The organism is Emticicia sp. SJ17W-69, assembly GCF_051209875.1.
Lineage (GTDB): Bacteria > Bacteroidota > Bacteroidia > Cytophagales > Spirosomataceae > Emticicia.
In genome coordinates, this window is record NZ_JBNTQY010000001.1 from 4,915,759 (window position 1) to 4,929,466 (window position 13,708).

At 35.7% G+C, this 13,708-nt stretch carries 13 protein-coding genes; 7 read left to right on the top strand and 6 right to left on the bottom strand.

Annotation, left to right across the window (positions count from 1 at the left end; all coding sequences use genetic code 11):
- The first annotated feature begins 2 nt into the window (after positions 1 to 2).
- The 7 genes from ACQUQZ_RS20130 (at position 3) to ACQUQZ_RS20160 (ending at position 7,817) form a co-directional block, all read left to right on the top strand.
- Positions 3 to 788 (top strand): uroporphyrinogen-III synthase, encoded by a 786-nt coding sequence (locus ACQUQZ_RS20130; protein ID WP_435356883.1) that lies wholly within the window; start codon positions 3 to 5, stop codon positions 786 to 788.
- Between the two features lie 161 nt (positions 789 to 949).
- Positions 950 to 1,891: a PorP/SprF family type IX secretion system membrane protein gene (locus tag ACQUQZ_RS20135; protein ID WP_435356884.1), complete on the top strand. Its 942-nt coding sequence runs from the start codon at positions 950 to 952 to the stop codon at positions 1,889 to 1,891.
- A gap of 391 nt (positions 1,892 to 2,282) precedes the next feature.
- Positions 2,283 to 3,371 carry an SUMF1/EgtB/PvdO family nonheme iron enzyme gene (locus ACQUQZ_RS20140; RefSeq protein ID WP_435356885.1) on the top strand — a complete coding sequence of 363 codons (1,089 nt, stop codon included), beginning with the start codon at positions 2,283 to 2,285 and terminating at the stop codon, positions 3,369 to 3,371.
- 218 nt (positions 3,372 to 3,589) lie between these two features.
- A complete protein-coding gene (gldL, locus tag ACQUQZ_RS20145) occupies positions 3,590 to 4,402 on the top strand; it encodes a gliding motility protein GldL (RefSeq protein WP_435356886.1) in 813 nt (270 codons plus the stop codon).
- Positions 4,403 to 4,521: 119 nt separating this feature from the next.
- On the top strand, positions 4,522 to 6,114 hold the full coding sequence (gene gldM, locus ACQUQZ_RS20150; protein WP_435356887.1) for a gliding motility protein GldM: 1,593 nt from the start codon (positions 4,522 to 4,524) through the stop codon (positions 6,112 to 6,114).
- A 23-nt stretch (positions 6,115 to 6,137) separates the two neighbouring features.
- Positions 6,138 to 7,016, top strand: a complete 879-nt coding sequence (gene gldN / locus ACQUQZ_RS20155; protein WP_435356888.1) for a gliding motility protein GldN — start codon at positions 6,138 to 6,140, stop codon at positions 7,014 to 7,016.
- A 441-nt stretch (positions 7,017 to 7,457) separates the two neighbouring features.
- Positions 7,458 to 7,817, top strand: a complete 360-nt coding sequence (locus ACQUQZ_RS20160; protein ID WP_435356889.1) for a hypothetical protein — start codon at positions 7,458 to 7,460, stop codon at positions 7,815 to 7,817.
- A 152-nt stretch (positions 7,818 to 7,969) separates the two neighbouring features.
- Here ACQUQZ_RS20160 and glyA read toward each other — a convergent pair whose 3' ends face one another.
- From glyA to ACQUQZ_RS20190, 6 genes are all read right to left on the bottom strand, one after another.
- Positions 7,970 to 9,262 carry a serine hydroxymethyltransferase gene (glyA, locus tag ACQUQZ_RS20165; protein ID WP_435356890.1) on the bottom strand — a complete coding sequence of 431 codons (1,293 nt, stop codon included), beginning with the start codon at positions 9,260 to 9,262 and terminating at the stop codon, positions 7,970 to 7,972.
- Positions 9,263 to 9,433: 171 nt separating this feature from the next.
- Positions 9,434 to 10,723, bottom strand: coding sequence for a hypothetical protein (locus tag ACQUQZ_RS20170; protein ID WP_435356891.1), 1,290 nt, complete (start codon positions 10,721 to 10,723; stop codon positions 9,434 to 9,436).
- A 185-nt stretch (positions 10,724 to 10,908) separates the two neighbouring features.
- Positions 10,909 to 11,409 carry a hypothetical protein gene (locus ACQUQZ_RS20175; protein ID WP_435356892.1) on the bottom strand — a complete coding sequence of 167 codons (501 nt, stop codon included), beginning with the start codon at positions 11,407 to 11,409 and terminating at the stop codon, positions 10,909 to 10,911.
- A 36-nt stretch (positions 11,410 to 11,445) separates the two neighbouring features.
- On the bottom strand, positions 11,446 to 12,192 hold the full coding sequence (locus ACQUQZ_RS20180; protein ID WP_435356893.1) for a CDP-alcohol phosphatidyltransferase family protein: 747 nt from the start codon (positions 12,190 to 12,192) through the stop codon (positions 11,446 to 11,448).
- An 80-nt stretch (positions 12,193 to 12,272) separates the two neighbouring features.
- A complete protein-coding gene (locus tag ACQUQZ_RS20185) occupies positions 12,273 to 12,908 on the bottom strand; it encodes an MBL fold metallo-hydrolase (RefSeq protein ID WP_435356894.1) in 636 nt (211 codons plus the stop codon).
- A gap of 85 nt (positions 12,909 to 12,993) precedes the next feature.
- Positions 12,994 to 13,683: an SAM-dependent methyltransferase gene (locus tag ACQUQZ_RS20190; RefSeq protein WP_435356895.1), complete on the bottom strand. Its 690-nt coding sequence runs from the start codon at positions 13,681 to 13,683 to the stop codon at positions 12,994 to 12,996.
- Between the last annotated feature and the right edge of the window lie 25 nt (positions 13,684 to 13,708).

Sequence of the window (13,708 nt, forward strand, 5' to 3'; positions counted from 1 at the left end):
GGATGAGTGAAATAACAGAAAAAATTCGTCAAGATCGCCTCCGTAAAGTTGAGAGCATTTTAGTTACACAAGCGAGACCAACCGATGAAAAGTCTCCGTATTTTGAGATGGCAAGGAAATTTAATCTCAAGATAGATTTTCGTTCGTTTATCGAAGTGAAAGGCTTAGACCACCGAGATTTCCGCCGTCAAAAAGTGGATATTTTGGCTCATACAGCTATTATCTTGACAAGTCGCAATGCCGTTGATAATTTCTTTCGCATAGCCAAAGAAATGCGAATTGAAGTACCCATTGACATGAAATACTTTTGTATTTCCGAACAAACAGCTAATTATTTACAAAAGTACATCGTTATCAGAAAACGAAAAATTTTTGTAGGTCAAAAAACCGCAGCCGATTTGGAAGCCTTGATTATGAAGCATAAAACAGAGAAATTTCTATTTCCTTGTTCAAATATTCGTAGCAATGACATCCCAAATCTGATGAATCGCAATGATTTGCACCTCACAGAGGCTGTAATGTATGAAACAGTCCCTTCTGATTTATCAGATTTGACTGAAGTGTTTTACGATATTATTTGCTTCTATAGTCCTTCGGGAATTACGTCATTAGACCATAACTTCCCCGACTGGAAACAAAACAATACTCGATTAGCCGCTTTTGGCCCTACAACGGCTAAAGCTATAAGAGATGCAGGTTATATCTTGGATATAGAAGCACCATTACCTAATGCCCCTTCTATGACTGGAGCCTTAGAACTTTACATTAAGAAGGCAAACAATATCTAAAAAAATAAGTTATTAGGCTAAACCACAAGTTTAGCCTATTTTTTTTCGTTATGGTGGTATGAAATCGAATAATTGTTTAAATTGCCCGTACAAAACGGAGAAGTGGCATTTAATGCTATCAACCGTCGCCCATTGACCTTAGACTATTTTCATTGCCCATTATGAGAAAAATTTATTATATCATTGTATTGTTCGCCTCTTTCAAGGTTTCTGCCCAACAAGATGCCCAGTTTAGCCACTATATTTTCAATCAATTATTTGTCAACCCGGCTACAGCAGGTTCAGAGAATGTCACTCGTTTCCAAGCCATTTATCGAACCCAATACTTGGGCTACCAAAGCACTTTTGATGACGGTGGAGCTCCAGTTTCACAAGTAATTTCTGCCAATATCCCACTGAAAATGATTAAAAGTGGTGTCGGTATTACTTTTGTTAATGATAAAATAGGAGCAAGTACCCAAAAGGATATGAAACTTTCTTATGCCTATCACCTGCCCGTTGGTGGAAGCCAATTAGCTTTAGGTGTAAGTGGAGGTTTATTCACAAGAGGAATTGATTATAGCCGTTTAAGAGCAAGAGATGAAAACGACCCACTTTTGGCCACAGGGAGAGTGAGCCAATCTGCATTGGATTTAGGTGCGGGGGCTTATCTTTATAATTCAGGCTATTCAATTGGACTTTCAATGAATCATATCAATGAACCTACTTTTGGATTAGGCTCAAAAAATGCCACTAATACACTCAAAAGAAGTGCTTACTTGACAGGAAGTATGCTTTTAGGCGTTTCTTACATGATTGACATTAGCCCGATGCTAATCATTAAATCAGATTTAAGTACTTTTTCAGCAGAAGCGGGTGCAATGGCAACTTATGATAATACCTATTGGCTTGGGGCGAGTTATCGTACGGGTGATGCAGTTTCGGCACTGTTAGGGGCAAATCTAATGAATGGACACTTACGAGTAGGTTATGCCATAGATATTGTGATGGGAGGAGCAAATGCTAAAAGTGCTACATCACACGAAATATTATTAAGTTATGCTTTAGCTGCCTTACGAGCAGGTAAAAAATCAATTGTCAGAACACCAAGATATAGATATTAATAAAGGTGAATGATAAATTGTAAATAATGAATTCATGTTTATTATTCAATATTCTCAATTTATCATCGAATTTGGTATCCTTTGGCACAATTTGTGCCGTTTAATAATAAATAGCTCTTTATCCCACCCTTTTTTACGCAATTTATTGAAACATTGGATTTTCTGCGAAAATCCAATAAGTTAAGAACCATAATGTTTATAAATGACATTCTTCTACTTATTTTGGCTTAATAATTGCTTTATCACTTGAGAGTTCTCGGAAAAACTTAATTTTTTTCATAACTTTGTAGGCTAATGCAATATTATTTTCCTTAGTCACGTTTCTATAATAACGAAATTTAGTACCCAAAAAAAATAGATAACCAACTTGTTTTCAGCTATGAACAAGAAAATGTTAAAGACCTTTTTGAAAAGTCTCTTAGTGATTGCCCCAGTCCTGATGATGCAAAGTTGCGGTTCTTCAAGTAAGAATCCTTTGGGCAAAATGTTTGGAGGGAAGAAAAGCAGCAAAGACGGCGGCGGTAAAGAAGTCGGCATGGACGGTGTCCGTGACGGTGAAATCATTGCTACTTCCCGCAAAGGCTACAAACAAACTGCTCCGCATGGAATGGTATTGATTCCGTCTGGTTCATTAATGATGGGTCAGGCTGATGAAGATGTGATGTCGGCTCGAATTTCGATGAACAAACGTGTAACTATTGTTCCATTCTATATGGATGATACTGAAGTTACCAACCACGAGTACCGTCAGTTTGTTAATTCAATGACAACTGACTCTGTTTCGGTACTAGGTGAAGAATTTATCATGTCCACACTTTATCCAGACACAGCCGTTTGGAGCAAAGATTTTACTTATCATAATGGCGACCAGATGACAGAATATTATTTCTCATCTCCAGCTTTTGATACGTATCCTGTAGTGGGCGTAAGTTGGGATGCAGCCGTATATTTTTGTAAATGGCGTACTAAACTTTTCAATGATTATCGTTCACAACACAGCATGTTCAAATCACCTCGTTATCGTTTGCCTTCTGAGGCTGAATGGGAATGGGCTGCACGTGGTGGCAAAGAAGGAGCTAAATATCCTTGGGGAAATCCTTACGTTGCCAATGGAAAAGGGTGTTTCTTAGCAAACTTCAAACCTTATCGTGGAAATTACCGAGCTGATGGCTATCCTTATACTGCTCCATCGAATGCCTTTAATCCAAATGATTATGGTTTGTATAATATGGCAGGAAATGTGGCTGAATGGTGCCAAGACGCTTATGCAGAATCGTATATGCCAGTTACATGGGATTTAAATCCTGTCTATAATGACGAAAATGAACCACGTAAAATTATTAAAGGCGGTTCGTGGAAAGATGTAGCCTACTTCCTTGAAACAGGTACTCGAACTTACGAATTCCGCAACGAACGCCGCTCTTACATTGGCTTCCGTTGTGTCATGGATCGTTTGGGTAGCGTTCCTGGTAGAGAATAAAACAACATGGATTGCGAAGTAAAAACATTTGATATTCAATTAGGAATATCTTCTTTTTACTTCGCAATTCTTATGTTAAAAATAATAGATGCTCAGCTATTAGCATTTAGCTCTTAGTTATAAGCAAAAAACTAATAGTTCAATTGCTATTTAGTTGAAAGTAAACAAAACAAATTCCCTTAAAATTAAAGCATAATTCTTAAAACTCTTTTAAACACATGGCAGCAAATAACAACGGCACAAGTTTATTCTGGGACAAAATCATTCCGTTTTTTTATGGTGCAGGAGCATCAGTAGTAATTTTAGGAGCATTAGGTAAAATCATGCACTACGATTGGGCAAACTTTATGTTACCAATTGGTTTAGGTACTGAGGCAGCTATCTTCTTAATATATGCTTTTCAATCATTCCTACGCCCAAGTGCTGAATACCAATGGGAAAAAGTATATCCAGAATTAGCCGATGATTTTCAAGGTGAACTTCCAAAAAGAAGCGTTTCGACTCAAGGAGCAGGATTAACTGCCAAAATGGACGATATGCTCGCTAATGCTAAAATCACCCCTGATATTTTTGATGGTCTGAAAACAGGTATTCAGAGCTTAACTGGACAGGTCTCTAAAATGGCAGATTTATCAGATGCAACTGTGGCTACCAGTGAATACGCCAAAAATGTAAAAACTGCTTCTGGCCAAGTTGTAGCAATGAATACAGCTTATGGTACTGCAGTTACAGCAATGAATAGCATGGCTGATGCTACTAAAGACGCCCAAGAATATCGTTCACAATTCAGCAAAATCACACAAAATATGGGTGCATTGAACGCAGTTTATGAATTGGAACTACAAGATACTAACAAACACTTGAAAGCTATGAATGCTTTTTATGGCAATTTGACTACTGCTATGCAAGATATGTCTGATGCTTCAAAAGAAGCTCAACAATTCAAGTCTGAAATGTCAAAATTGACAAATAACCTTACATCATTGAACAATGTTTACGGAAGTATGTTGTCGGCAATGAAAGGAAACTAACAATAGTTGTGAGTTCTGAATTATTATGAGTGAGTAGTATTATTCTACTTCTTCTTATATCTTAAAACTCTATTTATAATTTAAAAAAATATTTACTAACCGTATAATAAAACAAGTATATGGCAGGTGGAAAAGAGTCGCCACGTCAGAAGATGATCAACATGATGTATCTCGTTCTGACGGCAATGTTAGCACTTCAAGTAAGTAATGCCCTTTTGCAAAAGTTTCAACTATTAAATAATAGTCTGGAAAGAGCAAATAGTGCAGCTAATAATAATAATGAAAAATCAGTAGGTGCGATTAAAAAGGAAATTGAGAAACCTGGAGGTGAAAAATATGCAGATGTTCTACGTCAAGCGGCTGAAGTAAGAAAAATTACTGCTGAAATGGATAATTATATTGCTGGTTTGAAGCAAGAAATTGTCAATGCGGGTGGTGGACTTGATGCTGAAACTGGTGGCGTAAAAAACCCATCTGAAGAAGAAAAAGTTGCAGTATTGATGGTAGGCTCGGCCAATAATGGCAAAGGCTATGAATTGAAGAAAAAATTAAATGATTTTGCCGTTCAATTACAGAAATTTGCTGCTCCAAATACCAAATTCCCAGAATTAGCTGTTGACGCATCTCAAGATCCTGCATTGGCAAAAACTGATGATATTACACGTAATAAAGACTTCTCGGAGTTATATTTTGCACAAACACCAGTCCCTGCCGCACTGGCAGTTTTAAGTCAAAAACAATCAGAAGTGCGTCGTTTAGAGGGTGATGTTTTAGATTATTTAGCAAGCCAAGTAGGTATCAAAGAAATTAAATTTGATGAGATTTTTGCTGTTGTTATTCCTGACTCACGCTCAGTTGTAGCTGGACAAAAATACCATGCAGAAGTAGCCATTGGAGCCTACTCAAAATCTATTACTCCTCGAATCAGCATCAACGGTTCTGCTTTACCAGTAAAAGATGGTAAAGGAATTTACGAAATTACTGCTTCGGGTGGTGAATTTGACAAAAATGGCCAATTGAAGCGTTCATACAAAGCGGTAGTTGCTTACCCTTCTCCTGATGGAAGTATGAAATCAGTTGAAAAAGAAGAAGTTTATACTGTCTTGAAGCCTTCAGTACAAATTGAAACAGCTTCAATGCCAGCTTTATACTTTAAATGTGCCAACCGTTTGGTAACTTATTCACCTGGTTTGGGTGGTTTGTATAGCCCATCATTTAGTGGTACAGGTGCTGAATTTATTCCTGGGGGAAGCGGAAAAGTAACGATTGTACCAAATTCAGCCAAAGCATCAATGAACGTTGTAAATGCAGGAATTACTTTACAAACATTCAATTTCCCAGTTCGTCGTGTACCTAAACCAACCATCAAAATGTTTGGAAATGGCTCTCCAATTGATGAAAGAAGAGGTGCTTCTGCGAATGGTTTAAGAACATTAAGAGCTGGTGCAATCGCTGATGAATCATTTAAGGCTACAAACCCTGAAGATGCTCAATTCCGTGTAGCTGAGTTTGAAGTAAACTTGGCTCGTGGTTCAAGAAAAGTAGGTGGTGGAAGCTATAATGGCGATGCAAATATTTCAAACCTCGCACAACAAGCACAAGCGGGCGACCGTTATGTAATTATAATAAAAAGAGTAGAACGTAAGAACTTTAAGGGAGAAGTAGAATCAGTTGATGTTGGTGATTTGATTTTTACAATTCCGTTGAATTAATACTTTAAATAATTGTCAGAATTATGAAGAAATTACAAGGCATGGCTTTTGGTATCTCATTGATAATCAGCCAGTTTGCAGTAGGTCAAGAGAAATCAAATAACTATTTGAATCCGCTATCGCTTCGCCCAATACATGAAGAAAATGTCATGTATAAAACAACACTATGGCGAAGAATTGACTTGAAAGAAAAGCAAAATCAACCGCTTTTTGCCAAAGGGGCTGAAATCACAAAGCATTTGATTGACGCTGTAAAAGCTGGCTTAATTGTAGCCTATGCTAATGACTCCTTGACACAACAGTTGACTTTAGACCAATTCAATGAACGCCTTTTGATGAAAATGGAAGGTGGTGGATTATCACAAGAAGAAAAAGCTGCAGGCTTTTCGACTGGTGGTGATGATGGTTGGGGAGGTGATAATGGTGGTGCAAAAACTACCGCTGGAACTGCTGCACCAACCGCTACTGAAACAATGGCTGCTGATGGTGTCGAGATATTTGCTTCACAACTGACAACTTTAGAGTTGAAAGAAGACTGGGTTTTTGATAAACAACGTTCACGTCAATATTTTGATATTTTGACAATGACATTAATTGTGCCAGCTGACCAAACACAACTTGGTTTTGACCGTCCAATTGCTACATTTAAGTACAAAGAATTAGAGCGTTATTTCCGTAGCAACCCTAAGTGTATTTGGTATAATGCTGCTAACGTAGCTCAACATAAAAACTTAGCTGACGCTTTCGAGTTACGTCTATTCCACGGAAAAATTATCAAGAAATCGAATGCTTTAGACAAATTCTTGGATGATATTTACAAATCGCCACGTGAAGGTATGTTGAAGTCTGAACAATTAGAGCATGAATTGATGGAGTTTGAACACAACTTGTGGGAGTATTAAGATATGAATAATTGATACGGGGTAGCCCGAGCGATGTAAAATTGATAATTGAATTTTACTTTTATCTAAAAATAAGAAAGAGAAGTCGTAAGGCTTCTCTTTTTTTGTTTTCAAATTCTCTAAAAGTCGGCAAATTTTCTTGAAGTGAGAAATAATGAATAGCTTAATTTCAGTTCATCCATTAAAAATGGCACTTCACTCCAGTATTAACACACTTTAACTTTTTTTAACTGAAAATATCTGACAGAAAGTGCAACTTTGTATCATCATTTTGCATCTTATTAGTAATACAATTTATTTCAACCGCTTATCACAATTATTTGCCATTTATCCAAATATTTAAAAATAAAAGGTACTATGTATTGCATAATACTAAAGAAAACACATATCTTTGTATTGTCAATCAGAAAAATGATTAACACACCGCAAAACAACGACATCATGAAAAAGCTATTATTACTTCTTACAATTACATTGTTTAGCCTAAGTTCAATGGCAATGGGTTTTCCACAAAGCACCTATAGTCAGCAACGTGCTTTGAATAAAAGCTCGAAAAAAATTGAAATCAAAACATCACTACAAAAACTAGAAGTAGGTATCAAAGATACATTAGCAAACTTAAAAGAGGAAGAAGAAAGTACACAAAAATCATTCGTTGAAATGGTTGTAAATTATGTTGTACATTTTTTCGCAGAAAAAGTATTTGAACAAAAAACTGTTAGCTTTAAATGCTTTGAAAAGCACGAATTAGCTTCTTTAGCTATAAAAAAAGATTTTGAGTATTATTATTTAGTTGGATAAAAAAGAGTCGGAAACGACAAAGTTTTATAAATTTATATACGGTTTAGTTAGGGTTTAGACAAAAGGCGTGGTTCGATGAACCACGCCTTTCTTATTTTGAAGTGTGGCACGACTTGATTAAATCACTAGTCGTGCCACCTTTATTTTAAAACTTACAATTGAAACAAAGGATATTGCTTCATCCAAGAGTTAATTTCTGTTTTCACATTTGCGATAGTTGTAGCATTATCATAGTTCATCAACACATCATCAATCAAATCAACAATTCTAACCATATCCGCTTCAACCAAACCACGAGTGGTCATGGCAGCAGTTCCAACACGCATACCTGAGGTAGTCATGGCCGATTTATCATCGAAAGGAACCATATTCTTATTTACTGTAATATCTGCCTGAATCAATGAATTTTCAGCGATTTTACCAGTTAAGTTTTTAGGACGTAAATCAATCAACATCAAGTGATTATCAGTTCCTCCAGAAATAACTTTATAGCCACGATTCATGAATTCTTGAGCCATTACTTTGGCATTTTTCTGAACCTGCACTTGATAATTATAAAAATTATCAGTTAAAGCTTCTCCAAAAGCAATTGCCTTTGCAGCAATGATATGCTCCAACGGGCCACCCTGTGTTCCTGGGAAAACTCCAGAATCAAGCAAAGAAGACATCATTCTTACTTCGCCTTTAGGAGTAGTGATACCGAAAGGATTTGGAAAATCATTACGAAGCATAATTACACCACCACGAGTTCCACGGAGCGTTTTATGGGTAGTTGTAGTAACGATGTGGCAATGATCAAATGGATCATTTAAAAGCCCTTTTGCTACCAAACCTGCTGGGTGAGAAATATCAGCTAAAAGCAATGCCCCAATTGAGTCAGCAATTTGACGAAGGCGAGCATAATCCCAATCACGAGAATAAGCAGATGCTCCACAAATAATCAATTTTGGACGCTCTTTGTGAGCAGTTTCTTCAACTTTATTCCAATCAATTAAACCAGTTTCTTGCTCAACACCATAGAAGAATGGTTGGAAGTATTTTCCAGAAATATTTACAGGAGAACCATGCGAAAGGTGTCCACCATGCGAAAGATTAAATCCTAAAATTTTATCACCAGGCTGAAGGCAAGCCAAAAATACAGCCATATTTGCCTGAGCTCCTGAGTGTGGCTGTACGTTTGCCCAAGAAAGATTGAACAAAGTCTTTAGGCGGTCGATAGCGATTTGCTCAATTTGGTCAACAACTTCACAACCGCCATAATAACGTTTGCCAGGAAGACCTTCGGCGTATTTATTTGTCAAAACACTACCTGCCGCTTCCATCACCTGAGGTGATACGAAGTTTTCAGAGGCAATCAATTCGATGCCGTGTAATTGGCGATTGTTTTCTTTCGTGATTAAATCAAAAATTTGAGTGTCACGAATGATGGAAGTTTCTACAGACATTTTCAGTTATCAGTTATCAGTAAACAGTTATCATTGTTTTACTTAGCTGTTTACTTTATCAATTAGAAATAAAAAACAAAATTAACTGATAATTAGTAGAAGATGAATTTTTAGCAGAATAATATTTGGTTGACTTCGAATGATTAGCTATTTTCTTGATAAATTACTATTTTATCTAATTATTACACTTTCTTTTAACATTTTTTCAAGAACATCGCAGCTTGAAATATAGGATAATTCTTTTTGATATGTACCACCATTGATCATAAATGGCGTGGGATAAGCTTTGAAAAACGCTTTTTTGTAAGCATCTGCCAGTTTTTCTAAACCGATGTCTTGTCGTTTATTATTAATTTCAGCTTCGCTGTAATCGGTGAGTTTTTCTTTTTTCCAGAATTTTTTATTTTGAATTCCTTCTGCTTTAGCACAATTTAGATTTGAATCTAACTGAAGTTGTAAAACTTGTACTTTCCCCATTGTATAAGCGATTGGAAATGTTTCAAAAGATTTCGTAATATTATTGAATCTTGAAAAAGCGACATTAGAGATTTGTTGGGGGGCTAATTTCCCATCTCTTATTGCTTGAATCATATTAGATAAAAAGTCTTTGTTATTACTAAACGACGGGTTTTCCAAAAGGCTAATCATGAGGCTTTTATTGAACATCAAATCATTGAAACTCTGTGAAGCAATACTAAATCTGCCAAATCTTGGTGAAATGACTTTATATTCATATCCAGATAAGCCAATCATATTTTCGTCAGGGAAATTATAATTGTCTATTAATTTACTAAGGTTTTGTGAAACTAAATTTAGAGCATCCGTATATTTTTTATCATTCATTTTTCTTAGACTATCTTGCTGTATTTTTAAGTTTTGAGGCAAGTTTCCAAAAAAATATAAACTATCTCCTACATTGGTTTCTCTGATAATCGTATCTTTTTTACTAATAATGATTTCCTTCGCTTTTACATTTTTACGAAAATAGTCTCTTAATTCTTCGGTGAGAGGAGTACGAAAATTTTTCATTGAAAGGGCATATAATTTATTCAAACTATCTCTCAACTCCCAATTAATATTCGGTTTTACCAACCTCATTTGTTTCTCAAATTCAGGCCATCGCTTACAAGTATCAGCCACATAATGAAAAAAAACATCTTTCCGTAAACTATCAGAAGGATAGCCCTTTTCAACAATCTTTTCCAAATACTCGAATGTTAAAGGCAATTTTCCAATCATTGACGCACAAATTGCAGCATTATAATAATCTTTTGCAAAAGGTTTTTTCACATTGGCAAACGCTTCTTTGTAATAATCAAGTGCATCATAGTAATTGGTATCAACAATTGCCAATTCAGCTTCATTAATAATTGGATGATAAATACGAGTAAAGTCACCTTGAGCAAAGCCCCCTACCCTCCACAAAAAAGATAAGATAAGAAAAAGGATTAGTTTTTTCATAATTTAATTGATGTGGGGCGAACATTCTGTTCGCCGTTAAAGAGAAGTAACAACGCAAATAGGGGCAATAAAGATAATTTAACAAACAACGCTTCACTCTCCTCAGATATTTTACTAAAAATAGAAAAACCCACTCAATGATAAGCAGGTTTTAACTAATATTAACAAAGCTTTAACAAGTCGTGTTATGAAAGAAATTTGAGATTGGCAGCGTAAAGTCCCGTAAAAATAGCAGAGGCAATAAATGACATGATACCAACTGACCAACCGATTTGCCCACCAAAAATAATAATTGGTGCTAAAATTCCAACAGCATTACCTGCAATATAGACCCAAAAACCTTTTTTACGAAGTCCCCACATCCAAATTGCTCCTAAAATCAATAGAAGACTTGAAATGAGGCTCATTCCTCCCGAAACCACAAGATTACGCTCTTCAAAAAGTTTGGCTGTTTCTGCTTGAGACTCTTCTATCTTTTCAAGGTCTTTCTCAGACATATACTTAGAAAACATATCTGTGATCATTTCGTTGGCCTGTTCTTTGTTTGCAATTACTTTTTCAGGCGTAAAGGTATTTGGAATAGCACCGTAAAATTTATAGGCATTCCAAACCAAAGTAAGAATACATAAAATCGTTAAGAAGGTAGGACGAACCGAACCTTGATTTTCTTCAAATGGGTTTTGCATTGTTTTATTATTTTTTGTCGAATGCTACTTCAGTTATTATGATTTTTTTGTTTGAAAATTACTAATTATTGATAAAATGATATACAAAAATATGATTAACGGTATAGCAACAAATTGTATAAACACCAGTAAAATTACGGAAAGAATTAGAAATATGTATTTGATCTTATTGTCTGACCAAGAAAAATTCTTGAATTTTAGTGCAAACAAGGGAATTTCAGAAATAAGTAAATAGCTCATCACGAGCGTATATGCAATTAAGACTGTAGAATTAAGAATCAAGAATTTATATTCAGGATTAAATTCTAAAATCAAAGGAAAAGCAGCCACTACAAACGCATTGGCTGGCGTAGGAACGCCAATAAATGAATCAGATTGTCGAGTATCAATATTAAATTTAGCTAATCGCAAACATGAGAATAATGCTAAAGCAAAAGCTGAATAGGCCAAAAGTGGTAAATCAGCGTGCGAAAGTAGGTTTGAAGGTATCAAATCAGATAAAATGCTATCTTTCATTGTCGAAATTTGAATCAATTTAGCCAGTATAAAGGAAGGTAAAACACCAAAAGTTACCATATCAGCAAGCGAATCAAGTTGTTTCCCAATTTCAGAATGTTGTTTGAGTAATCTTGCAACAAATCCATCTAAAAAATCAAGAATTCCAGCAATAAAAATCAGATAGGATGCCCAAAGTAGGTTTCCTTGAAACACAAAAACGATTGCCAAACACCCACAAAGTAGGTTGGCGAGGGTCATTATATTAGGGATAGTAAATAGTTTCATTTTCCGTTTAAAAATTGGTTAATAACTTGTGTAGAGAAGTATGAAAGTACAAAATCTTCAGAACAATTTAGACAATTGCTCTACAAAAATGGGTTTGTTTTTCGTTCATATCCAATTGTTGTTGGGTCACCATGTCCCGCATATACTTTATACTCATCAGCAAGCGTTAAAAATTGTGTTTCAATGCTATGAATCAATGCTTCATGGCTACAAAATGGAAAATCTGTTCGCCCGACGCTACCTTTGAAAAGCACATCGCCTCCAATAACAAATTTTTGAGCATGATTCACAAAAGCCAAATGCCCAGGAGCATGACCTGGCACAAATCTAATTTCGAGTTCTGAATTCCCAAAAAATATTTTGTCATTTTCGTCAATAAATTCATCCGCTTCTACAGGCTCGTATCCTTTTATTCCCCAAAGCATACAACGTTTTTCGACATCAGCTAAAATCGGAATCTCATTTTTGTGCATCAACATTTTTACCCCAAATTTCCGTTTCACAAAAGCACAACCAAAAACATGGTCAAGATGAGCGTGTGTTTGCAATAAATACTTGACTACTAATCTATTATCTAAAATAAAGTCAGCTAATTCTTCTTTTTCGTATTGTGCCAAACAGCCTGGGTCGATAATAACAGCTTCGTGGGTTTCGTCCCACAAAATATAGGTATTTTCGGCAATTGGCGAGAATGTAAAGGAATGTATGTTTATCATTTTTATTAGTCGATAGTCCACAGACAGCGGTCGATAGATTTTAAGAAGTTTAATTTTACTATCCTCTTTCATCAATTGACACATTTCACAAAAGTAAGAAAATAGTGGGTTTTTTATGTAAATCTGGCTTAGATTTTCGCCATTCTTTAATTGGCAATGTTTTGATAAATTCATCTTCGGCCGTTACATTACAGGCAACACAAAGCAAAGTGTCTGAATTCAAATTTTGTAAGACATCGTCTAATAATTGATTATTACGAAAAGGCGTTTCCATAAAAATCTGTGTTTGATGCTTCTTCTTTGCAATTTGCTCTAAACTTTGTAAAGATTTGATTCTCAGTTGTTTATCTATTGGCAAATAGCCATTAAAGGTAAAACTTTGACCGTTAAAACCCGAAGCCATCAAGGCCATCAAAATAGAACTAGGGCCAACCAATGGTACAACTTTCAGACCTAATTGATGAGCAAATCCAACGGCAATCGCTCCTGGGTCTGCAATTCCTGGACAACCCGCTTCGCTAATGATTCCTGCATCAGTTTTAAGTTTTTTGAGTTGAGAGAGCGTTTGTTCGGGTGGTGTATCTTTGTTTAATTCATAAAAAGTAATTTCGTCAATTACTTTATTGAGTTTCAGGCTACTAATAAAACGGCGAGCTGTGCGGAGTTCCTCCACAAAAAACACATTTAGATTGCCCACAACATCTTTAATTTGTGGTGACAAAACAGTTTCTTGTGTATCAGGAGCGAGTATCGTAGGTATTAGAAAAATAGTCATATTGTATTTTATTCAATTCTAAAGA